Genomic DNA, 21796 nt, shown 5'->3' with positions numbered 1-21796 from the left:
AAATAAACTTCGAGTAATTTCTACCATCAATCAATGAAAATAATTTCGATCAATCAACCGGTAAAAATCCACACAAGTTGTTCTTCATAATCTCTTAATGATCTATCTTGCTCTTCGTCAGAGACAAGTTTCAACGCAATAAAATAAACAACTTAACCAAATCAGCTCAGTTCGTTTGCTGTATCGCGTCGGGATGCTGCGTATTCTATACAGTTTCTCGAGGGGCGCAACCCCTAAAAGGATATATTTATCACGCATGTCTGTTTTTTCTACAAAATCAGTGAAAAAACATGTTTTTTAGTCATTTTTTATACTTTTTTGATGAAAAAATTAGTTTTTTTTGATTTTCTTGGAATTTTATATTTTAACTAACATCCTAAATGATCAATCTCTTCTTAATATACCTATATCTATCTTCAAAAGTCCCCATAGAGCTAGAAATACTATTTACTTAACTCAAATCTACCTAAACCAACCAATCTCTCCACCTAAATCATCTTTTACCTATAGCTAAGAATATTTAAGACTAAATATTTATCATGAATGATTGCATCGTTAGGAATAACATTCCTTACTTCAAAAAATTGATTTTTATAACTATATAGGTGAATAATAAGAATTATGTAGTTGCTTAAACTTGGTTTTATTTTTCTGTTTGAATTTCCATGCTTATTAAGCTGCTTGATCACGGCATTTGGAGTGTGTTGAGTGGTAAAATTAAATTTAGTCTTTTTGACTGGGAAAGCTTTGTATTAAATACTTGTAACTCGTTTTAATTGCAGTAATCAGTACTTATTTATGCTTACATCCTATCTATAGATGGGCGCCAAGGAATCATTATACCCGCTTATGTATCGGCAGCTTAATCAAAATGATTTTACCCACACTCAATTTCTTTCACTTCAATGTCGCAACACCTATCACTTATGAAAAATGAACAAGCTCAGTAAAATCTCCTCAAGTGTAGATTTTTTTGCTATGTAAGTAGTAGGAAAAATGAAATAAATTAAAATTGACTAAATTTTAGATAGAAAAAAAGAAAGAGATCTCTCCCAAAACCTCTTCCTTGGAGTTGAATCTATAGTTCGATCCATGATGTCATTATTATAATTATCGGTAAAAAATTAAAAAAGTCTATTGGGGAAGAGACTTAAAACTGTGGAGCTTTTTGTTACACACTTAGCCTCTAGATATATTTTCTACACAGTGTCTAGATGGATAAATCTTATACATAAGCAAAAGATAATGCAACAGTTTTGGAAAAATTTAACTGTTGTTTTTATGAGGTTTTTTTTAAATTTGCTTATTTAAAATATGAATATACCATATAAGAAACAAAAGCAGGCCAAAGCCTGCTTTTATTTCAATAACTTAAACGAAAGTTTAAGAAATCATTAGTCTGTGAAGGTCACTTTAGCGATCGCTTTTTTACCTGCCTGAATGATGAAAGTTTTGTTCTCATTCACCGAGAAACCCGCATCAACCACTTCCCAATCGACTTTTACAGCACCACGTGCCACCGCATCTTTGGCTTGGGCAGCATTTTTGGTTAAACCGGCAGTACGTACAATAGAAGCAATAAACATCTCCCCACCAAATTCAGCACGTGAAATAGTGACTTCTGGAGTTCCTTCTGGCAGTTCACCTTCAGTAATAATATTACCCGCACCTTTATGTGCATGTTCAGCCGCTTCCGCACCATGGAAACGCTCTACCAGTTCTAATGCAAGGATTTTTTTAATCTCTTGAGGATTGCGACCTTCTTGCATTTCTTTCAATAACACTGCAATTTCTTCCAGTGATTTAAAACTCAGCAGATCAAAGTAACGCTCGATTAAAGCATCTGGCATTGAAAGGACTTTTTGGTACATCGCACCCGGTGCATCAAATACACCAATATAGTTACCCAAAGATTTAGACATTTTATTTACGCCATCCAAACCTTCTAGAATTGGAACCGTAATACAGACCTGCGCTTCTTGATCATAACGACCTTGTAGCGTACGCCCCATCAACAGGTTAAAAGTCTGGTCTGTACCACCCAACTCGACATCTGCTTCAAGTGCAATTGAGTCATAACCCTGTACCAACGGATACAGAAATTCATGAATCGCAATCGGTTGATGGTTGTTATAACGCTTGGTAAAGTCATCACGTTCAAGCATACGCGCAACCGTTTGCTGAGATGCCAATTGAATTAGATCGGCTGCGGTTTTTTCTGCAAACCATTCAGAGTTAAAGCGAACTTTGGTTTTATTTGGATCAAGAATTTTAAACACTTGTTCTTGATAAGTTTTTGCATTTTCTAATACTTGTTCACGCGACAATGGGGGACGTGTTGCGCTTTTACCGGTCGGGTCGCCAATCATGGCGGTATAGTCGCCAATCAAGAATGTAACGTCATGCCCTAGGTCTTGAAACACTTTTAGCTTGTTAATCAGTACAGTATGACCTAAATGTAAGTCAGGTGCTGTTGGGTCAAAGCCCGCTTTAATTTTTAATGGACGATTTTCTTTAAGTTTCTTTAACAGATCCTCTTCAGAAATAATCTCATGAGTGCCTCGTTGGATGAGGGCAAGTTGTTCTTCAGCCGGAAGGAAATTTGACATCACAAAACCCAATACATCAGTTATACAATTTGTGCGATATACTAACACTTTTTCAGCATAATGCAGGCTTAACTATCATCATGACAGCGATCTATATTGGGGTAATGACCGGCACCAGCATGGATGGCGTTGACATCGTGGCTGCTTCATTTGATCCATTACAGCTTCATGCCACCCTCACCTTGCCCTTTGATTTGGACTTACGCGACGAGCTCATGGCGTTAACTTTACCCAGTGACAACGAAATTGATCGCATGGGCAAAGCCGATGTGGCGTTGGCACAAATGATTGGTCATGGCATTAACCAGCTGATTGAAAAAGACAATTTAGATCGTAGCCAGATTAAAGCTATTGGCTCGCATGGACAAACCATTCGTCATCGTCCTGAACATGGTTTTACCTTGCAAATTGGTGATCCGAATATCATCACTGAAATAACGAAAATTCCAGTGATTTCGGATTTTCGTCGTCGTGATATGGCCGCTGGTGGTCAAGGTGCACCTTTGGTTCCTGCATTTCATCAGGCATTGTTCCAACACCCAAGCATTCATCGTGTGATTTTAAATTTAGGCGGCATCGCCAATGTCAGCATGTTGCCAGCAGGCAATCCAGATGGCGTATATGGTTTCGATACCGGGCCTGCCAATATTTTAATGGATGCCTGGTGTCATCGTTATACCGGTCAGCCCTATGATGAAAATGGTAACTGGGCAGCATACGGTCAACCGATTCGCAGTCTACTCGACCGCCTTCAGGGTCATGAATATTTCTCTAAAGAACCGCCAAAAAGTACCGGACGTGAAGATTTTAATCTGGAATGGTTAGATGAACAGATTGCCGACTGGCATAATGATCTTGAATATGATGATTTAGAAAACACACCAGAAAATGTTCAGGCAACTTTATTAAAACTGACTACACGTTCGATTAAAAAAGCCATTTACCGCTCCGACATGGATACCGGTGAAGTCTATGTCTGTGGCGGCGGAGCCTATAACTCACATTTACTGGAACAGTTGCGTTGGCGTTTACGTAAACACAATTGGTCAGTTCAAACTACTTCTGCACTCGGTTTAGCACCAACATGGGTAGAAGCGACCGCTTTTGCCTGGCTTGCGATGCGTTTTATAACCCAACAAAGTGGTAACTTGCCTACCGTGACAGGCGCTGCAGGTTATCGCGTTTTAGGTACTATTACTGCTGTATAAATACCTATTTAAATAGTTCGCAATAAAAAGGTCTGCATTAAGCAGACCTTTTTATTTCTATAACATGATTACTTCATCATTTTCTGTGCATTTTCATTTCTAAAGGCACGTAAAATTTGTTGGCCTGCACGACCAGTTGGGCTTAAACCCAAACGTGTTTGTTCTTGGCGAATGGCTTGACGGGTTTTATCGCCAATTAAGCCATCAGCGGTACCAATATCGTAGCCTTTATTGAGTAAAAATTGCTGAATTTCACGTCGTTCTGCTCGTGAGGTTCCGGCATCATCGGTTGGCCATGCTTTACTAAACCCGCCCTGACCCTGTAAACGATCGGATAAATGTGCAATCGCCAAGGCATAACTTTCTGCCGCGTTATAACTATATATAGCATCGAAATTTTTAAAGACTAAAAATACTGGACCATTAGCACCTGCAGGCGCCATTAATCCCGCCGAACTACTTTCAGACAAGTTGCCTTGAATTAAAGGACTGCCATCGGTACGAACCACGCCACGACTTACCCAACCACTTAAAGCCTTTTTATTGCGACGCCCTTCACCACTAATCGACATGCCTTCAGGTATACGGACTTCAAAACCCCACGGCATGCCAGTTTGCCAGCCACGTTTTTTCAAGAAATTTGCGGTCGAAGCCAAAGCATCTGTGGTACTGGAAACCAGATCGCGACGGCCATCGCCATCAAAATCAACCGCAAGCTCTTCATAGGTCGAAGGCATAAACTGGGTATGACCAAATGCACCGGCCCACGAGCCTTTCATTTGCTGCTCGGTCAAATCACCACGTTGTAAAATTCGCATCGTGGTAAAGAATTCTCCACGGAAATAACTCTGACGACGTCCCTCACAACTTAAAGTGCCCAACGCCTGCAATAAAGGATAACTTCCTGAAATACCACCAAAGTTACTTTCCACTCCCCAAACCGCAACCACGGTTTCAGCCGGTACACCATAGGCCGCTGCAACACGATTTAAAACTTCACGGTGTTGAGCCAGTTTTTGTCGCCCTAGTTGCACACGCTCTTCATCCACTAAACCCGATAAATAATCCCAAATTGGGGTCGAAAATTCAGGTTGATAATTCAGTTTTTCAATCACGGAATAATCAGGCATTAAATTTTGTGTATAACGATCATAGGACGAAGCACTCACCCCCGAATTGATGGCTTGAGTCCGTAAATTGGCAATACATTGCTGAAAATTATTTTGGGGGCTAAAAACTGGAGTAGATGATGGGGTTGAAGTGGTCGTAACAGGTTGACCATTAATAATCAGCTCAGCATTGGCTTGAGTCATTGCAAGGAAAACTGAACCTAAAACGAAAGCTAAGCGATGCATAGTATCCCTTTACGATATTTGAATTTAAATTATGTTTTTTACCTTACCATTAACCCTTCATAATTTCTGAATCAAATCGTAAATTTAAATTTATTTTCCTTCATTTTAAATTCATATTCTGTTTTTAAATTTAAAAACTTACCCACAACTCATATTTTTAAAAAGTTTAAATTCAAATTAATTAAAATATGAATTTAAATTCATTCCTTTAAATTTAAAACACGGTTTTTAAATTTAAATACGCTGTGGATAAGTTAATTTCTTTATTTATATGCTTTTAAATGCATAGAACTTTAAATTCAAAAGTCTGTTTTTAAATTTAAAGTTTTAAATTCATATCACCAGATACAAGTTTGAATTCATATTTTTTAAATTCAAATCTGCGAGATTGAATTTAAATTTATACAACTTTGAATTTATTTTTTATCTTTTGAATTTAAATTTTTTTGCATTTTTTCTTTATTGTTTTACAGCAGCAAAAATTAAATACAGCACAATTCTATTTGTTTGTTTTTTATCCAGTCTATTTATAAAGGATTGTATAAATTACATACAGTTATTTTTATTCTGTTTCCGATAAATGGTACTTAAACTCGAAAGAGGCGCAATCATGCCCGAACTTCAGGCATAAAAAAAGCGGTCATTGGCATGACCGCTTTTTTATCATTCAATCGAAGGATTAAATGCTCATATCTTGAGTTAATGCCAAAGGTTCTGGCAAGATTTTCGCCAATTGACGGCATAAAGCGGTTAATTCAGCGCTGTCGTTTGGCATCAGCGTGATATGACCAATTTTACGGCCTGTACGTTCAGTTTTGTTATACAGGTGCAAATGGGCGCCATTTAAAGCCAAGACATCTTCAGATTTTGGATACTTGCCAATAATGTTGACCATCACGGTTGGACGAACCACTTCAGTTGAACCCAGCGGTAAACCCGCAACCGCACGAATGTGGTTTTCAAACTGCGAGCAGACCGCGCCTTCAATTGACCAGTGGCCTGAGTTATGCACGCGTGGTGCCATCTCATTGGCATACAAGCCTTTGTCAGTCACAAACAGCTCAAGCGTCAACACACCGACATAATTCAAATGATTCAGCAGGCGAGTGATGTAGTCTTGCGCCACCGGCTGTAAATCTGCACTGTTCGGCGCCGGAACAATCGAATGCGATAAGATCCCATTGTGATGGTGGTTTTCAGCCAATGGCCAAGTTTTAACGTCACCGTTCTGACCACGCACTGCAATAATCGACACTTCACGCGAAAACGTCACAAAGCTTTCGGCAATCAGTTCACCCGCAGGGCCGAGTTCTGCCCATGCTTGATCAATTTGATCTGCTGAACGAAGCACAAACTGACCTTTACCGTCATAACCACCACGTGAGGTTTTCAGTACGATGGGTAAACCCAGGTCTGCAACCGCAGCTTTTAAGCTGTCTAGAGAATTTACTGCCTTATACGGCGCAACAGGAATTTCGAGTTGATCAAAGAGTGCTTTTTCAGACAAACGATGCTGTGCAATCGCGAGTGCTTGACGTGGGGGATGCAAATCTTTGTGCTTAGTTAACACCTCAACATCTGCCAGCGGTGTATTTTCAAACTCCAGGCTGAAAATATCTGCGCTTTCGATGAACTGTTGTAAGCCATTTTCAGCCTTGGTCGAAATCACCTGACCCATCGCTGCGGAAGGGCAATCTGTATTGGCTTCAAAGAAGGTGCATTGAATATTCAGCGGTAGGGCAGCTTGCGCCATCATACGGCCGAGTTGACCACCACCAAAAATACCGATGGTTTTATCCATAACGTGTGTCCCGTTTTAAGCTTGGCTTTAGATTTGACCCGGAATATTTTTGCTCGCCACTTTCTCAGTTTGCGCAGCACGGAATTGGGCAACATTTTTTGCAATTTCAGGGCGTGTTAAACCTAAAATTTGTGCTGCCATAATCGCGGCATTGGTTGCACCAGCCGGACCAATCGCCAATGTACCCACTGCGATCCCAGCCGGCATTTGCACGATTGAAAGCAATGAATCTACACCATTCAAGATTGAAGATTTGACTGGAACGCCTAATACCGGCAGATCAGTTTTTGCTGCACACATGCCTGGTAAATGCGCTGCGCCACCGGCACCGGCAATAATCACCTGAATACCGCGCTCACGTGCTGTTTCGGCATATTCGAATAAACGGTCTGGCGTACGATGCGCAGAAACAACTTCCGCTTCAAATGGGACGCCAAGTTGTTTAAGCATATTGGCAGTGTTTTCGAGAGTTGCCCAATCAGATTGAGAACCCATGATAATTCCAACGAGAGGTTGAGTGTCTGCAGCAGCCGCATTCATTGCAAATATTCCATAAACGAATGTAAGGAAGGATAAATCTCGACAAGTGCCAAGCTTTAAATGAATTACAAGCCCGATATTATAGACTGATTTTTCATCTCGCCAAAATTTAACAGCCCAAGCAGGCTGATATTTTCAGTATTTTTTATAGAAATAGATAAAAATAGGGCAGTGCCCAGTTTATTGACTCCGAAAGACAAAATACACACAACCTAAAAGACACAATCCTGCCCATAAATAATCCAGTTTAAAGGGCTGCTTAAACATAAAAATCATAAAAGGCACAAACACCAGTAAAGTCATGACTTCCTGGGTGATTTTCATTTGTCCCACCGCCCAGCCTTGTTGTGCAAGCAATCGAGTTGCAGGAATCATAAAACTGTATTCGAGCAGGGCAATCACCCAGCCAAATAAAATCGCTTGCCAAAGCGGTGCACCATGTAAAAACTTCAAGTGGCCATACCAGGCCAAGGTCATAAAACAGTTAGAAATAACTAAAAGCAGCAACGGAAAGAACATAGTCAATTTATCTGGAATAATCGTCAATATTTTACGTTTTTCCAGTAAAAAAGCATGTCATTTCATCCATGATTTTTCCAGCAAAGCCGCTACTCAAAACAGCGGGATAAAACGCATGATGCAATCCTATGAATAGATACAAGAAAGACTATCTTTTCCAGAAAACCCTTGATATCGTTGCTTTCAAATTGAATCAATAATGACACCACCCACCAATAACGTGATGTGTCAAAAAAGCAGTGGAGTTAAAACGAATGCATCTGCATATTTTGGGTATCTGTGGCACCTTTATGGGTTCGCTGGCGTTATTAGCACGTGATTTAGGACATAAGGTGACGGGTTCAGATGCGAACGTCTATCCACCCATGTCGACCCAACTGGAAAATGCAGGCATTACCTTAATGCAAGGCTATGACCGTAGCCATTTGCAACCCCATCCAGATTTGGTGATTGTCGGCAATGCCATGAAACGTGGCATTGATGCGGTGGAGTATATGCTGAATGAAGGTTTAGCCTATATTTCAGGTCCACAATTTTTGGCAGATCATGTACTCCAAGGTAAGCATGTTTTAGGTGTTGCCGGTACGCATGGTAAAACCACAACCACAACGATGCTGGCTTGGGTGCTTGATCAGGCCGGTTTAGAGCCGGGTTTCCTGATTGGTGGCGTACCGCTCGGTTTTAGTGAAAGTGCACGTTTAGGTGGCGGCAAATACTTCTGTGTAGAAGCGGATGAATATGATTCTGCCTTCTTCGACAAGCGTTCCAAATTTGTGCATTACCATCCTAAAACCGCGATTTTAAATAATCTCGAATTTGATCATGCCGATATCTTTGATGATCTGGCTGCGATTCAAAAACAGTTCCATCATCTGGTACGTACCATCCCTAGTGAAGGCCGTATTATTGCGCCAATTACTGAAAGCAATATTGATGAAGTTCTGGACATGGGCTGCTGGACACCGGTGGTTCGCACTTCATTGAATGCCAATGAAAAGGCTGCGCTTTCTGCCGAGCAACTTTCTGCAGATGGCTCACACTTTAAAGTGTTAGAAAATGGCGTGGTTAAAGGCATCGTTAAATGGAACATGACCGGTCAGCACTCTGTGGCCAATGCCTTGGCGACCATTGCCGCAGCTGAGCATGTCGGTGTATCCATTGAAACAGCTTGTGAAGCACTTTCAAACTTTGGCGGTGTAAAACGCCGTATGGAATTGCTGGATACCGTGAAAGGAATTGAAGTTTATGATGACTTCGCCCATCACCCGACCGCAATTGAAACCACGCTTGACGGCGCACGTAAACGCTTAGGCGAACGTAAACTGTGGGCAATTATTGAGCCGCGTTCAAACACCATGCGTATGGGTAGTCATAAAGATGGCTTGGCCCATTCTGCACGTTTGGCCGATGAAGTAATTTGGTATCAACCTGAAGGTCTGGACTGGGATTTGCAACCCGTGATTGATGCTGCACCAAACAAAGCTGTGGTTGCACGTTCATTAGATGACATCATCAATACTGTAGCTAGTGAAGCAGACGAGGGCGATGCTGTAGTGATTATGTCGAATGGCGGTTTTGGTGGATTACATCAGAAGTTGATTAGCGCTTTAAAAGCTTAGACTTGCTCGTAAAAAAGCCCACGTCATGTGGGCTTTTTTTATTTAAAAATAATTTTGATAGCCGCGGTTTTTTATGCCAACCTTGGCTTTTGGACTCTGTTCGGTTTCTTCCATTTTGAGCAATAAATCCAGAAACTGGTTCATTTGCTCAGCATTCAACTGATGTGGCTGAAATTTTTCCAGACCCATTTTCTTGAAAAGGCTGGTGATTTTTCCATGCTGATTGACATATTTCATCGACCATTTTTTAAAATGAATCTGCTCAACCGCATGGTCAGGAAAACGCTGAATTTGATGATGGCGAGGGTCCTGATTAATCTGTGAAAATAAAGCCTCTAGCTGATCTTTTTCGCCCTCAAGGCACTGAAAATAAATCCCTTCAGCATAATACAGCACACCATAAATATCATGCGCCTGATTAAAAGATCGCGCTGTTGCCAAAATATCGCTTAAATCCTGTAATAGGTCATTTTCAGCTTCGATCCGGCTACTGACATAACACAATTGAATAAACATAAAATTCCTATTTTGGCCATGTAATTTTGAAATAGAGGGTTTTTATTACTGAGTATGCTGAGCTTACCATTAGATCTGGTTATTTTTTAAGCAAATGTCATTTGTTTCGTACAAATAGCATAGCTTAAAACACCTTATTTTTTACTGTTTGGTGAATTAAAATTGATTTAGCCAAATCAAACCAATTAATTACCTAGAATCAGGGGAAAAGCATGTTAAAAAAACTTTTCATCACGATGGGATTAGTTTGTAGCTATTTAAGCTTAATCATCGTCTTGCATCGTAATGGGATTGAAGAGCTGCTGAACATTGCGATCTGTTCAGGCCTGCTTGGTATTGCGCTTAAAATTTGGGTTCAAAATACCTTATATCTGGCATGCAGTTTGGGTGTCTTGGCCTTATGCTTTTTATGGGTAAACGAATATGCCATGCTGGAAATGATGCTGATGACGTCATTGCTGGGTCTTGCTTTAACTCACCTGATCCAATCCCAGAACCTGCACTTTAATAAAACCCAATCCTTATAATCGCTCTAAGGATTGGCGACGGTTTTAAACAAACAACAGGCCATTTTAAACGATGCAGATGTTCAACCCTCACATCTGCAAAGTTCATTTTCTTTTAAATGTCCTAGTGCAGACCAGAAAATAATTTTTATTATTTTTATCAGCCTATCCCTCATAAATAATCTGATCATAAACAACCTGAAATAAAATTAGGTATTGATATTTTTTGTCTTGAACCGCTTTAGTTGTCATTAAACCCGGTCATTGTGTAAGCAAACCTGTCCACGTAATGACTTCATCAATTACTGTTGATAGCTTAGATAGATAAGCTCTGTGTATTTATGCTCGATGCTTCAATGTCTATCAATACAGCAGAGTCTCTGATCAACTGTTTTCCTCTCATCATGGTTTAATTTTCCTGTATTTAAATGTTTTTGCTTAAACTTTTTAAATAGGAAATTGACTCCACAGCATGCAAGAGAGGGAATAGAAAAGGAATACGCTGATGACAACAATGAAAGCCATGGTCTACTACGGCGAAAATGATATCCGTTTTGAAGACCGTCCCATTCCCCAGATTATTGATCCAACCGATGCAGTTATACGGGTCACCAAAACCACCATTTGCGGTACAGATTTAGGCATCTGGAAAGGTAAAAATCCCGAAATTCAGGACGAGGCTACCAAGAACACCGGTAAATTTGACGGTCGTATTCTAGGTCATGAAGGTATTGGGATCGTTGAAGAAGTCGGTTCGGGCGTCAAGAATGTTAAAAAAGGCGATCGGGTGATTATTTCCTGCGTCAGCCGCTGTGGGACCTGTGAAAACTGTCAGAAACAACTCTATGCGCACTGCCGTAACGGAGGGGGCTGGATTATGGGTTACATGATTGATGGTGCCCACGCAGAATATGTACGCACGCCTTTTGCCGATACCTCGCTTTATCCCTTACCCGAAGGCTTAAATGAAGATGTCGCGGTATTTTTATCCGATGTCTTACCGACCTCGCATGAAATTGGCGTGCGCTATGGCGATGTCAAACCGGGGGATAGCATTGCAATTGTGGGAACAGGACCGATTGGAATGGGCTGCTTACTGACTTCGCAATTCTATTCACCTGCGCAAATTATTGCGGTGGATATGGATGATAGCCGTCTTGCACTTGCCAAAGAACTAGGTGCAACGCATACCATTAATTCCGGCAAGGAAGATGCGATTGCACGTATTCTAGAGATTACCGATGGGCGAGGGGTCGATTGTGCGATAGAAGCGGTGGGTGCAGAGCCGACATGGAATATTTGCCAGAACGTGGTCAAAGAAGGTGGTCATATTGCCAATGTCGGTGTGCATGGCAAGCCGGTTAATTTTGAACTGCAAAAGCTCTGGATTAAGAACCTGACCATCACCACCGGTTTGGTCAATACCAATACCACAGGCATGTTGCTGAAAACCTGCTGTTCCGGAAAATTGCCTCTGGAACGCTTGGCCAGTCATCACTTTAAATTTTCGGAATTTGAGAAAGCCTATGATGTGTTTAAACATGCCGCAGATGAGAATGCGATGAAAGTAATTATCGATCTTGCTTAATGGGCTAAAGAAGGAAAAGCCCTAAATGATAAAAGCCCAAATCTTTGGGCTTTTTAAATCACAACCAATTAAATTACGACCAATTAAATCACCACAAACTTAAGCCACAACATCTGCAAAACTTTTATCGCGTCTAAACATGACATCGACATAAGAACAGGTGGGTACAATTTTCAATTGTTTTTGACGTGCAAATTCCACTAAAACATCCAGTAACTGGCGCGCGACCCCATGTCCGCGCAAAGTGTCATCGACCCAGGTATGATTGGCGATAATTTTATGCTCACCTGTCCAGACATAACTGATTTCTGCAATCCGTTTGCCTGAATCATTCAAAGTAAAAAATTCGCCTTTTTGGCCGTTATCATCATGTTGAAACTGCATCGCTATCCCTCACTTTTTTGATTTGACTAAAATCAGAATACTTTAAAAATAACTTATTTCAACACATCGTGAATAGATGAATCTTTATCAAAAACCGATTTAGCAAAAGGGCAGAGCGGAATGATTTTGAGATTTTTTTCTCGCGCCATGGCAACAGCACGCTCAAGTAATTTATTGCCTACCCCTTGTCCACGCAGCGTGTCATCCACATCGGTATGCTCAATAATAAATACCTTTTCGCCTGCCCAGGTATATGCCATTTCAGCTAAACGCTGTCCATTGTCACCAATATAAAATTCACCTTTTTTACCATCATCTTTGTGCTTAATTTCTAACATTTCTTGTTTTCTCATTTAGGCGAATATAAATAAACATGCCATAAATCCCAGCCCAATATTGTTAAGTTTTTTGTTGGGTCTATATCGGATTCGCACTTTTCCAACCCAGGATTAAACTTAACAAGCTTAACTTTTAAGCCTAAACTTCAACGCTATTTTTCAAACTGTCTGACTATGTCATCCTTATCTTCTGAATCTCCACCCAATCCCACGCGGCAATGGGTCTCTGTGATTACTTTGGCCTTCGCGGCGTTTATTTTTAATACCACCGAATTTATCCCGGTGGCATTGCTGAGCGATATTGGCAATAGTTTCAATATGCCCGCCACTGATGTCGGCATCATGATTACCCTGTATGCATGGGTGGTTGCGCCTATTTCGCTGCCGATGATGCTGATGACGCGTAATGTCGAACGGCGTTTTTTACTGATTGCCTTATTTGTGGTATTTATTCTCAGTCATGGCTTATCTTATTTTGCCTGGAACTTTAATGTGCTTTTAGCCAGCCGGATCGGGATTGCATTTTCCCATGCGCTGTTTTGGTCTATTACCGCCTCTTTAGCGGTACGTGTTGCCCCGAAAGGTAAAGAATTTCAGGCGCTGGGTTTACTGGCAACTGGCACAGCTTTAGCGATGGTATTGGGAATTCCATTTGGCCGCATGATTGGTGAAGCCTATGGCTGGCGTAATACTTTTGCTTTAATTGCCATTGGTGCAGCCATCATTTGCCTAACACTGGCAAAGACTTTACCCAAACTGCCCAGTGTCAATTCGGGTTCACTCAAAAGTATTGGCATGCTGTTTAAACGCCCGAGCCTGGTGATCGTGTTTGCCTTAACCGTTATCATTATTACGGCACAATTTACTGCTTATAGTTATATCGAACCCTTTACCCTCAATATTGCCCATTTTAGTTCTAGCCAAACCACGACCTTGTTACTCATTTACGGCGGTGCCGGTTTTATTGGTTCTTATCTGTTTGGTAAATTTGGCAATCAATATCCCAAAATTGCGATTCCTTTAAGCAGTGCTTTATTGGCAATGTCCATGTTGCTACTCCTGCCACTGGCTCAAGGTTTGAACAGTTTGAGTGTGCTGAGCTTATTTTGGGGCATGAGCATTATTTGCTTCAGCCTGGCGCTGCAAGCCAAAACCTTAAACCTGGCTTCAGATGCCACCGATGTCGCCATGGCCATTTATTCAGGTCTTTATAATGTCGGGATTGGCGGCGGGGCATTATTAGGCGGAATGGTCACGGCCAGTTATGGCTTAAGTCAGATTGGAATTGTGGGCGGCTTGCTGGCTATTCTCGGCACTGTATTGGCATTCATTTTGGTGCAACGTAAAGATTTTATTAAAGTGTAGGTAGCTTAGATAAAATTTGCACAATTCACATAAATATGCGATTCTTCAGCCACATTTGGATTAGATCCAAAACGAAATTGAGTTGAACAAGGGGAGTAGCCTCCTCCAAGCGTCCCTAGAAGCAATTCTAGCCGACGTGTCAGAATATCGTCATTACACTTTGCAAAAAGTCGGTATCTGAGCATCTGAAATTACAAAATATTGATATTCAGATGTAGGCAAGACCTTGATCATGTTGACACAGATGTTTAAATCATCTGGCAGCAGGTCAAGGTTTTTTTATGGCCAGTTGTCGGGTGTGGAGATTTTTTTATGGAATCCATCGGCAACCTTGGGTTGTATCTGGCATTTTTTGCGATAGTGGCAGTCATGCTCATCATCGACTTTATTGGCTTCAGACACAAAGAAGACCAGCCCGTTAAAATTAGGTCAGCAGCCTATTGGAGCATTGCCTGGGTCAGTGTTTCTATGCTGTTCGCTGGCGGTTTATGGCTTTATTTACAGCAAACGGCGGGTGTTGCTTTAGCCAATCAAAAAACCATGGAATATTTTGCGGGCTATTTATTAGAGAAATCACTTGCCATTGATAACGTATTTGTCTGGCTGATGATTTTTGCCGCGTTTGCCATTCCTCCAGCCTTGCAGCGTAAAATTTTGCTCTATGGGGTACTGGGCGCTATTGTATTACGTACCATTTTTATTTTTATCGGTGCATGGTTTGTTCAGGAATTCTCCTGGATTCTGTATATTTTTGGTGCCTTCCTGGTCTATACCGGCTTTAAATTTCTTAAAGGTCATGAAGAAAACCCGAATATTGAAGATATGGCCTTACTCAAATGGTTACGCAAACATATCCGTATTACCTCGCATCTGGATGGGCATAACTTCTTCGTGCGTCAAAATGGTGTGCTCTGGGCCACGCCATTATTGCTGGTTCTGATTCTGGTTGAAGCTTCCGATGTGATTTTCGCAGTGGATTCCATTCCGGCTATTTTTGCGGTTACCACCGATCCCTTCATTGTCTTGACCGCAAACCTGATGGCAATTTTAGGTTTACGTGCCATGTTCTTCCTCATGGCAGGTGCAGCGTCTAAAATGCATTATTTACCTTATGGCCTCGGGATTATCCTGCTGTTTATTGGTTTCAAAATGCTAATGCTCGATGTGTTCCATATGCCAATCTGGATTTCACTTGGTTTTATTGTGATTGTACTGGCGATTACTACCTGGTTATCAGTTCGCTACAACAAACAGCAAGAGCAACTGTAACCTTTAAATAAAATGATCAGCCTTCCATCGCATAGCTGGAAGGCTTTTTATTGCATCTATTATAATTTATGAGCACTTTTTCCAATCCTAAATATTAGGTTTAATTTATAGGACAGGGGCAGGCTTAAAACTGATGGGATGGGGTTTAAAAGAAAAAATTCAGGTACAATCAATCGAAAAAATGAGAAATTAAAAGGTTATTGCATGTCTCCTCTTCAGGCTCAACGCGCCGTTCGTGGCCGCTTTCTTGATCTTCAACACACTGTCACCCAAGCCTCAGACATTGCCCAAGCCATTCGTTATCTTGAAGATGGCTTGCTCATTAGCAGCGCTGGAAAAATTACCTGGTTTGGGACATGGCAAGATGGGCAGCATTTGCTGAATCAAGATACGCCCCTTGAACATTATCCTGAGCAACTGATTGTGCCGGGGTTCATTGATACCCATATTCATTTCCCGCAAACCGAAATGGTGGGTGCTTATGGGGAACAATTATTGGAATGGCTGAACACCTATACGTTCCCCACAGAATTGCAGTTTAAAGACAAAGCCTATGCCGACAAAATCGCGCAATTTTTTGTTCAGCAATTATTGAAAAATGGTACCACCACCGCCTTGGTGTTTTGTACAGTCCATGCTGAATCGGTCGATGCGTTATTTGAAGCCGCAGAACAGCATCAAATGCGTTTAATTGCAGGCAAGGTAATGATGGACCGTCATGCTCCCGATGATCTATGTGATACAGCAGAGAGTTCTTATAACGACTCTAAAGCCCTAATTGAAAAATGGCATGGCAAAGGCCGTAACCTGTATGCGATTACTCCACGTTTTGCACCGACTTCTACACCCGAACAACTTGCAAAAGCGGGGCAGTTAAAAGCTGAATATCCGGAAGTTTATGTACACACCCATTTAAGTGAAAACAAGAATGAAATTGCCTGGGTTAAAGAACTATTTCCAGAACAACAAGGCTATCTGGATGTGTATCACCATTATGGCCTAACAGGGCAGCGCTCGGTATTCGCCCACTGCGTGCATTTAGAAGATGCCGAATGGGACTGTATGCACCAGACCAACTCGGCGATTGCCTTTTGTCCAACCTCCAACCTATTCTTGGGCAGTGGGTTATTTCCTTTGAAAAAAACCTGGGAAAAGCAGGTCAAAGTCGGCTTAGGGACTGATATAGGGGCCGGCACTTCATTTAACCAGCTGCAAACCTTAAATGAAGCCTACAAAGTGCAACAGCTTCAGGGCGATAAACTCTCTGCATTTGAGTCCCTGTATCATGCAACATTGGGTGGAGCCAAAGCCTTGGATCTGGACGACAAACTGGGTAACTTTAACCTGGGCAAAGAAGCCGATTTTATTGTACTGGATTTAAAAGCCACAGCACTGCAGGCATTGCGTCAAGAACGTACTAAAGGTATAGAAGATGCTTTATTTGCCCTGATGACTACGGGCGATGATCGTAATATCCAGGCAACTTATATTTATGGAGAACCGGTATATGTCAAAGAACAAGACCACAAAAACATCCAATAAAAAGATTTTTCTGCTGATTGGACTAGGCGTGGCGTGTGCGGTTTTGCTTAAGTGCGATACCCCAAAGATCAAGGCTTGATTACATTTTCAGGCGCAAAAAAGATGCATCTCTCGGGCAGATGTATTAAAATTAAAACATCTTTTGAGGTGTTGCTGGTCAACACCTTTTTTATTTTTTGATTTGCTTTTAGGTATCTACCCATGACCGTTCATATGAGCGTAATGATCTCAGCTGAAGAAATTCACGCTAAAGTCAAAGAGCTTGGTGCAAAAATTGATGCTCACTATGCCAATAGTGACAAAGAACTTGTTCTGATTGGTTTACTGCGTGGTTCAGTCATTTTTATGGCAGATTTATGTCGTGCAATTGCTAAACCGCATGAACTCGACTTTATGACGGTATCAAGTTACGGCGGCGGTACGGTTTCAACACGTGATGTCAAAATTTTAAAAGATCTGGACGGCGAAATTCGCGGTAAAGACGTGCTCATTATCGAAGATATTATTGACTCCGGAAATACTCTCAGCAAAGTTCTGGAAATTTTGAGCACACGTAATCCGAACTCTATTGAACTGTGCACCTTAATCAGCAAACCTTCACGTCGTGAAATTGACCTTGAAGTGAAATTTTTAGGCTTTGAAGTAGAGGATAAGTTTATTGTCGGTTACGGCTTAGACTATGACCAGAAATATCGTCACATTCCATTTATTGGTGAAATTGGTCTTTAAGACTGATCTCCTATATTTAAAGTGGCCACAGGCCACTTTTTTATGCACTGGATTTAATCCTAAACAAAAAAACAACAGTTTTTAGCAGGACTCAACTGTTTCCTTTTGCATAAATGATTAATTATAAAAATGAAAGCGTAATGAAAATATATAAACAAACGATAAATGGAGAAGACATATGTGGACACTTATAGTTGCCATCGTAGTAGGTTTTATTGCAGGCTTAATTGCGCGTGCTATTCATCCTGGAAATGATAAATCAGGATTTATTGTGACCACCTTGTTGGGTATTGCAGGTTCTTTACTAGCGACTTACGGTGGACGTTTACTCGGCCTTTACGATGAAAACTCAGCAGCAGGCTTTATTGCTTCCGTGATCGGTGCCCTCATTATTTTGTTCATTTATAATATGGTCACTAAAAAATCACGCGTTTAAATGTTGATTTAAAACAATCAATGTTACCGTTAAAAAAAGCACCTGATCAGGTGCTTTTTTTATGCTTTTATTGGGCAATTATGATGTTTATAAACCTAATTCTTTCCAAATTTGTTGAATTTCTGGCGCAGAACGAACACCCATTACTTTAAAACCGTTAGAGAAAACAATTGCGGGAGTTCCATTTAAACCTAAAGATTTGCCCAAACTCAAATTACGCTCAATCGGGTTGGTACAGCTTTTATTCGAACTAGGTTGTATGCCTTTACTGATCAGATTTGACCAGGCCAAGGCGGGATCTTTTTCACAAAACACTTGTTTGGAAACAGCAATAGACTGGGTTTTGATTGGATAAATAAAAGTATAAATAGTGACATCATTTAACTTGTTTATTTCAGCCTCAAGTTGTTTGCAATACGGGCAATTTGGGTCAGAAAAGATTGCGATCTGGCGTTTACCATTACCTCGTACACTTTTTACTGCGTCCTGCAAAGGCAGTTTTTTCCAGTCAATACTGTTCTGTTCAAGCACTAAATCTTTGGTCAAATTTTTCTGATCACTTAAGCGGTACATTGAACCAACCAGAATATATTGCGCATCTTCCCCCAGGTACACTACTTGACCATCCATTGAACCGCTATAAATGCCTTTCATCTCGGTGGTTTGAATGTTTTCAATCTTCAATTTAGGATGTTGCTTACCCAGGTTAGTTTTAACCGTATCAACATTTGCCAAAGTTAAGCTGGAAATAAAACTAACCAAGGCGAATGCCAATGTTTTTTTAATCATCTGTTTTGCTCATTGCTTCAAAATCTTTCCTGTTGATTCTACTCAAAAACTAGCCAGATAATCTTAAAATTTTAGCTGCCCTTACGCAAAGCACACATATTCGCTCCTATAGGTTTCACGTGGAACATGAACCTGATTTACAGCGGATTTATTTCCACCGACACATGCACAATTTCGTCATGAATAGAAAGTGCTTCACGAACTTGGTCGGCATTCAAGTTGGAATCGGTGGCTAAGGCCAAAATACAGGAAAATTTGCCTTTGCCGACTTTCCAGACGTGTAGGTCAGTAATTTCTACCAGCGCAAACTCTGCAATCACTTTGCGAATTTCCTCAACCACAGGATGATCCATCTCTGCATCGAGTAAGGTTTTCCCTGTCTCTTTGATCAGACCAATCGCCCATTTTGCCACCAGAATTGAACCGACAATCCCCAAGAGTGCATCCAGAAAACCCCATCCCAAATATTTGGCAGCAAACAACGCAATAATCGCAAATACAGAAGTCATCGCATCTGCTACTACATGCATAAAGGCGGCTTTCTGGTTTAAATCATGGTGATGATGTTCATGTTGCTGTTCATTTTCATGATGGTGATGAGGATCATCATGCAGCAACCAGGCGCAGATTAAATTAATCATCAAACCTAAAATGGCAATTGGAATGGCCTGGTTATAATGAATGTCTATGGGATTTATTAGTCGTTCTATTGATTGGAACGCCATAAATATCGCCACCACCATCAATAAGATCGCGCTGCTATATCCGGCTAAAATTTCAATTTTCCAGGTGCCAAAACTAAAACGGCTATCTTCTGCATAACGACGTGCAGAACGATAGGCAAAATAAGCCAGTCCCAAGGCCAGCATATGTGAACTCATGTGCCAACCATCGGCAAGCAATGCCATAGAGTTGTAAATCCATCCTCCAATCACTTCTAATAGCATCATCACTGCCGTTAGAATAGTGGCCCATAGAATGCGTTTTTGGGCGAGGGGATTACCTTCATCAAACTGATGAGCGTGTGTTCTGGTCAATGGGGTTTTTTGCATAATCTTAATGCTTAAATATACTCCCCCGTAGTATATTTATTTTTGGAGAGTTGTGTTGGGCCATTTACATCAAGACAAGAAAATTCAGAATCGAGTCAAACGTTTACAAGGGCAAATTAACGCCGTAGAGCAAGCCTTAAACAGCCCTGAGCATTCATGTATTACGGTATTACAGCAAGTCGCTGCCATTAAAGGCGCCGTGAATGGTCTAATGAATGAATTGATCGAATCACATTTACGTCATCACGTGATTGGTGAACAGACTGAAATTAATGAACAGGAACTTACTGAGTTTTTAAAATTATTAAAGCGGTATAGTTAAATGATTTACATCTTCTAAATTGACCTCTGAGGCTGATAAGAATTAATCTATAGCTCTTCTTTTCCTCTGTAAGTATTCGCTATTTTTCACATAATCTAGCGGCTGTTTCTGTGACCCTACATGACGACTCAACAATCATGGCGACCATTTTTAATGGTCAGCCTGGCACTTTGTATTGGAACCATTGGAACCGCACTCGCGAGTCCTTTATATCCAATCTATCAAGAACTGTGGCATTTACTGCCGAGCCATATTACCTATATCTTTGTCGCCTATATGTTCGGCTGTCTGGCAACCTTGCTATTTTTAGGTCGAACCAGTAACAGTTTTGGATTTCTACGTACATTACAAATCGGTATCGTGTTTGTGATATTGGGTTTAGCGCTTTCCTCTGTTGCATCGAATGCACTTTGGCTGGGATTAGGTCGCTTTATTATTGGAATCGCCTCCGGACTGATCAGCACCTCTGCAATGCTCGGGTTAATTACCACTATTCCAGACAGTCATAAGCAAAATGCACCGCAATTAAGTTCTATCATTACCGTGATTGGTTTTGGACTAGGACCATTTATTGGTGGGCTGATTGCCCAGTTCTCTAGCCAGCCTTTAGTTACCCCTTATTTACCGGTTATTGTCGCTGCGGTTTTATGTTTTTTTGGTTTATTTCTGGTTAAAGTCCGACAATTTAAAGCCCAACCTTTTTCAATCGCACCGCATTTAGAAATGCCTGCAGTCCAACATCAAGCCTTGTTCTTTATTGCCGGTTTCACTGCATTTAGTGCTTTTGGAGCATTTAGCTTATTTGCCTCGCTTTCCCCATCTTTTGTGAAAAATCTGATTCCATGGCATGGACCTCTGGTCAGTGGCTCAGCCATTGCCAGCATTTTAATGGTTTCCGCCATCGTACAATTTCTTGCTAAAAATTTGCCTGCTGGCAAAAGCCTGAATTTAGGACTGATAACGCTCGTGCTCAGCTTTATTTTACTGGGCTTATGTATGAGTATGCAGTGGAGCATTTTGTTCTTTATCAGCGATATTTTGGTCGGTGTAGGACATGGATTTGGCTTGATGGGGGCATTCGGTTTAATTCACCAGATGACCACGACCGATAATCGTGCTGCAGTAATGTCGACCTATTTGTTTATTGGTTACTTAGGCACGATTATACCGATTATTGCAGTAGGTTATTTAGCCGATCATTTTGGTTTAATGCTGGGTGTTTTAGGATTCTGCCTAGGGGTTGGTTTACTGTGTCTTGCACTGATAGTTTGGCATAAGAAAATTGCTTAAAGAAAAGCCCTCAATTGAG

Annotated in this window: 20 protein-coding genes and 1 pseudogene; 11 read left to right on the top strand and 10 right to left on the bottom strand. The window is 41.0% G+C overall.

Annotated elements, in window-relative coordinates; genetic code table 11:
- Positions 1 to 1394: 1394 nt before the first annotated feature.
- Positions 1395 to 2609 carry a tyrosine--tRNA ligase gene (gene tyrS, locus E0H89_RS14975; RefSeq protein WP_131218118.1) on the bottom strand — a complete coding sequence of 405 codons (1215 nt, stop codon included), beginning with the start codon at positions 2607 to 2609 and terminating at the stop codon, positions 1395 to 1397.
- 80 nt (positions 2610 to 2689) lie between these two features.
- Here tyrS and E0H89_RS14970 point away from each other — a divergent pair, with 80 nt between their 5' ends.
- Positions 2690 to 3817 carry an anhydro-N-acetylmuramic acid kinase gene (locus E0H89_RS14970; RefSeq protein ID WP_131218116.1) on the top strand — a complete coding sequence of 376 codons (1128 nt, stop codon included), beginning with the start codon at positions 2690 to 2692 and terminating at the stop codon, positions 3815 to 3817.
- Positions 3818 to 3885: 68 nt separating this feature from the next.
- On the opposite strand, the gene E0H89_RS14965 is transcribed toward E0H89_RS14970, so the two are convergent.
- The 4 genes from E0H89_RS14965 to E0H89_RS14950 form a co-directional block, all read right to left on the bottom strand.
- A complete protein-coding gene (locus tag E0H89_RS14965; protein WP_131218114.1) occupies positions 3886 to 5172 on the bottom strand; it encodes a lytic murein transglycosylase in 1287 nt (428 codons plus the stop codon).
- A gap of 679 nt (positions 5173 to 5851) precedes the next feature.
- The gene (locus E0H89_RS14960) at positions 5852 to 6973 is read right to left on the bottom strand and encodes a 5-(carboxyamino)imidazole ribonucleotide synthase (RefSeq protein WP_131218112.1); all 1122 of its coding nucleotides are present in this window, start codon (positions 6971 to 6973) and stop codon (positions 5852 to 5854) included.
- Between the two features lie 27 nt (positions 6974 to 7000).
- The gene (gene purE / locus E0H89_RS14955; RefSeq protein WP_131218111.1) at positions 7001 to 7513 is read right to left on the bottom strand and encodes a 5-(carboxyamino)imidazole ribonucleotide mutase; all 513 of its coding nucleotides are present in this window, start codon (positions 7511 to 7513) and stop codon (positions 7001 to 7003) included.
- A 180-nt stretch (positions 7514 to 7693) separates the two neighbouring features.
- The gene (locus tag E0H89_RS14950; protein ID WP_131218125.1) at positions 7694 to 8032 is read right to left on the bottom strand and encodes a DMT family protein; all 339 of its coding nucleotides are present in this window, start codon (positions 8030 to 8032) and stop codon (positions 7694 to 7696) included.
- Between the two features lie 254 nt (positions 8033 to 8286).
- Here E0H89_RS14950 and mpl point away from each other — a divergent pair, with 254 nt between their 5' ends.
- On the top strand, positions 8287 to 9651 hold the full coding sequence (mpl, locus tag E0H89_RS14945; RefSeq protein ID WP_131218109.1) for a UDP-N-acetylmuramate:L-alanyl-gamma-D-glutamyl-meso-diaminopimelate ligase: 1365 nt from the start codon (positions 8287 to 8289) through the stop codon (positions 9649 to 9651).
- A 42-nt stretch (positions 9652 to 9693) separates the two neighbouring features.
- On the opposite strand, the gene E0H89_RS14940 is transcribed toward mpl, so the two are convergent.
- The gene (locus tag E0H89_RS14940) at positions 9694 to 10167 is read right to left on the bottom strand and encodes a BLUF domain-containing protein (RefSeq protein ID WP_131218108.1); all 474 of its coding nucleotides are present in this window, start codon (positions 10165 to 10167) and stop codon (positions 9694 to 9696) included.
- Between the two features lie 212 nt (positions 10168 to 10379).
- On the opposite strand from E0H89_RS14940, the gene E0H89_RS14935 reads away from it, so the two are divergent.
- Positions 10380 to 10694 carry a hypothetical protein gene (locus E0H89_RS14935; protein ID WP_131218106.1) on the top strand — a complete coding sequence of 105 codons (315 nt, stop codon included), beginning with the start codon at positions 10380 to 10382 and terminating at the stop codon, positions 10692 to 10694.
- Between the two features lie 484 nt (positions 10695 to 11178).
- A complete protein-coding gene (locus tag E0H89_RS14930) occupies positions 11179 to 12261 on the top strand; it encodes a zinc-dependent alcohol dehydrogenase family protein (RefSeq protein WP_131218104.1) in 1083 nt (360 codons plus the stop codon).
- A 99-nt stretch (positions 12262 to 12360) separates the two neighbouring features.
- On the opposite strand, the gene E0H89_RS14925 is transcribed toward E0H89_RS14930, so the two are convergent.
- Together E0H89_RS14925 and E0H89_RS14920 are read right to left on the bottom strand one after the other, a co-directional pair.
- Positions 12361 to 12645 carry a GNAT family N-acetyltransferase gene (locus E0H89_RS14925; protein ID WP_131218103.1) on the bottom strand — a complete coding sequence of 95 codons (285 nt, stop codon included), beginning with the start codon at positions 12643 to 12645 and terminating at the stop codon, positions 12361 to 12363.
- Between the two features lie 53 nt (positions 12646 to 12698).
- Positions 12699 to 12983, bottom strand: coding sequence for a GNAT family N-acetyltransferase (locus E0H89_RS14920; RefSeq protein ID WP_131218101.1), 285 nt, complete (start codon positions 12981 to 12983; stop codon positions 12699 to 12701).
- A 174-nt stretch (positions 12984 to 13157) separates the two neighbouring features.
- Here E0H89_RS14920 and E0H89_RS14915 point away from each other — a divergent pair, with 174 nt between their 5' ends.
- The 5 genes from E0H89_RS14915 to E0H89_RS14895 all read left to right on the top strand — a co-directional run bounded on the left by E0H89_RS14915 (position 13158) and on the right by E0H89_RS14895 (position 18324).
- Positions 13158 to 14348, top strand: coding sequence for a sugar transporter (locus E0H89_RS14915; RefSeq protein ID WP_131218099.1), 1191 nt, complete (start codon positions 13158 to 13160; stop codon positions 14346 to 14348).
- Positions 14349 to 14660: 312 nt separating this feature from the next.
- Positions 14661 to 15617, top strand: a complete 957-nt coding sequence (locus E0H89_RS14910) for a TerC family protein (protein ID WP_131218097.1) — start codon at positions 14661 to 14663, stop codon at positions 15615 to 15617.
- A 204-nt stretch (positions 15618 to 15821) separates the two neighbouring features.
- Positions 15822 to 17159 (top strand): guanine deaminase, encoded by a 1338-nt coding sequence (gene guaD, locus E0H89_RS14905; protein ID WP_131218095.1) that lies wholly within the window; start codon positions 15822 to 15824, stop codon positions 17157 to 17159.
- A 201-nt stretch (positions 17160 to 17360) separates the two neighbouring features.
- A complete protein-coding gene (gene hpt, locus E0H89_RS14900; RefSeq protein WP_131218093.1) occupies positions 17361 to 17888 on the top strand; it encodes a hypoxanthine phosphoribosyltransferase in 528 nt (175 codons plus the stop codon).
- Between the two features lie 178 nt (positions 17889 to 18066).
- Entirely contained in the window at positions 18067 to 18324 is a 258-nt protein-coding gene (locus E0H89_RS14895; RefSeq protein ID WP_086198927.1) for a GlsB/YeaQ/YmgE family stress response membrane protein, read from the top strand.
- Between the two features lie 87 nt (positions 18325 to 18411).
- Here E0H89_RS14895 and E0H89_RS14890 read toward each other — a convergent pair whose 3' ends face one another.
- Positions 18412 to 19113: a DsbC family protein gene (locus E0H89_RS14890; protein ID WP_131218091.1), complete on the bottom strand. Its 702-nt coding sequence runs from the start codon at positions 19111 to 19113 to the stop codon at positions 18412 to 18414.
- A gap of 81 nt (positions 19114 to 19194) precedes the next feature.
- Positions 19195 to 20165: pseudogene (gene dmeF / locus E0H89_RS14885) on the bottom strand (CDF family Co(II)/Ni(II) efflux transporter DmeF).
- Between the two features lie 55 nt (positions 20166 to 20220).
- Here dmeF and E0H89_RS14880 point away from each other — a divergent pair.
- On the top strand, positions 20221 to 20487 hold the full coding sequence (locus tag E0H89_RS14880) for a metal/formaldehyde-sensitive transcriptional repressor (RefSeq protein WP_131218087.1): 267 nt from the start codon (positions 20221 to 20223) through the stop codon (positions 20485 to 20487).
- 120 nt (positions 20488 to 20607) lie between these two features.
- Complete coding sequence (locus tag E0H89_RS14875) at positions 20608 to 21777, top strand: MFS transporter (RefSeq protein ID WP_447053821.1); 1170 nt, start codon at positions 20608 to 20610, stop codon at positions 21775 to 21777.
- Positions 21778 to 21796 lie beyond the last annotated feature (19 nt).

The organism is Acinetobacter sp. ANC 3781, from assembly GCF_004331285.1.
Classification (GTDB): domain Bacteria; phylum Pseudomonadota; class Gammaproteobacteria; order Pseudomonadales; family Moraxellaceae; genus Acinetobacter.
Note: the sequence above shows the minus strand (reverse complement) of the source record. Positions and strands in the feature narration are given on the sequence as shown.

Bases quoted from the DNA above. Each gene is read 5' to 3' on its own strand.
- E0H89_RS14935 (WP_131218106.1), top strand. From the start codon at position 10,380: ATGTTAAAAAAACTTTTCATCACGATGGGATTAGTTTGTAGCTATTTA.
- E0H89_RS14970 (WP_131218116.1), top strand. From the start codon at position 2,690: ATGACAGCGATCTATATTGGGGTAATGACCGGCACCAGCATGGATGGC.
- E0H89_RS14960 (WP_131218112.1), bottom strand. From the start codon at position 6,973: ATGGATAAAACCATCGGTATTTTTGGTGGTGGTCAACTCGGCCGTATG.
- guaD (WP_131218095.1), top strand. From the start codon at position 15,822: ATGTCTCCTCTTCAGGCTCAACGCGCCGTTCGTGGCCGCTTTCTTGAT.
- E0H89_RS14875 (WP_447053821.1), top strand. From the start codon at position 20,608: ATGACGACTCAACAATCATGGCGACCATTTTTAATGGTCAGCCTGGCA.
- E0H89_RS14890 (WP_131218091.1), bottom strand. From the start codon at position 19,113: ATGATTAAAAAAACATTGGCATTCGCCTTGGTTAGTTTTATTTCCAGC.
- E0H89_RS14950 (WP_131218125.1), bottom strand. From the start codon at position 8,032: ATGTTCTTTCCGTTGCTGCTTTTAGTTATTTCTAACTGTTTTATGACC.
- E0H89_RS14910 (WP_131218097.1), top strand. From the start codon at position 14,661: ATGGAATCCATCGGCAACCTTGGGTTGTATCTGGCATTTTTTGCGATA.
- E0H89_RS14930 (WP_131218104.1), top strand. From the start codon at position 11,179: ATGACAACAATGAAAGCCATGGTCTACTACGGCGAAAATGATATCCGT.
- E0H89_RS14920 (WP_131218101.1), bottom strand. From the start codon at position 12,983: ATGTTAGAAATTAAGCACAAAGATGATGGTAAAAAAGGTGAATTTTAT.
- E0H89_RS14940 (WP_131218108.1), bottom strand. From the start codon at position 10,167: ATGTTTATTCAATTGTGTTATGTCAGTAGCCGGATCGAAGCTGAAAAT.
- tyrS (WP_131218118.1), bottom strand. From the start codon at position 2,609: ATGTCAAATTTCCTTCCGGCTGAAGAACAACTTGCCCTCATCCAACGA.
- purE (WP_131218111.1), bottom strand. From the start codon at position 7,513: ATGAATGCGGCTGCTGCAGACACTCAACCTCTCGTTGGAATTATCATG.
- E0H89_RS14915 (WP_131218099.1), top strand. From the start codon at position 13,158: ATGTCATCCTTATCTTCTGAATCTCCACCCAATCCCACGCGGCAATGG.
- hpt (WP_131218093.1), top strand. From the start codon at position 17,361: ATGACCGTTCATATGAGCGTAATGATCTCAGCTGAAGAAATTCACGCT.
- E0H89_RS14895 (WP_086198927.1), top strand. From the start codon at position 18,067: ATGTGGACACTTATAGTTGCCATCGTAGTAGGTTTTATTGCAGGCTTA.
- E0H89_RS14965 (WP_131218114.1), bottom strand. From the start codon at position 5,172: ATGCATCGCTTAGCTTTCGTTTTAGGTTCAGTTTTCCTTGCAATGACT.
- E0H89_RS14925 (WP_131218103.1), bottom strand. From the start codon at position 12,645: ATGCAGTTTCAACATGATGATAACGGCCAAAAAGGCGAATTTTTTACT.
- mpl (WP_131218109.1), top strand. From the start codon at position 8,287: ATGCATCTGCATATTTTGGGTATCTGTGGCACCTTTATGGGTTCGCTG.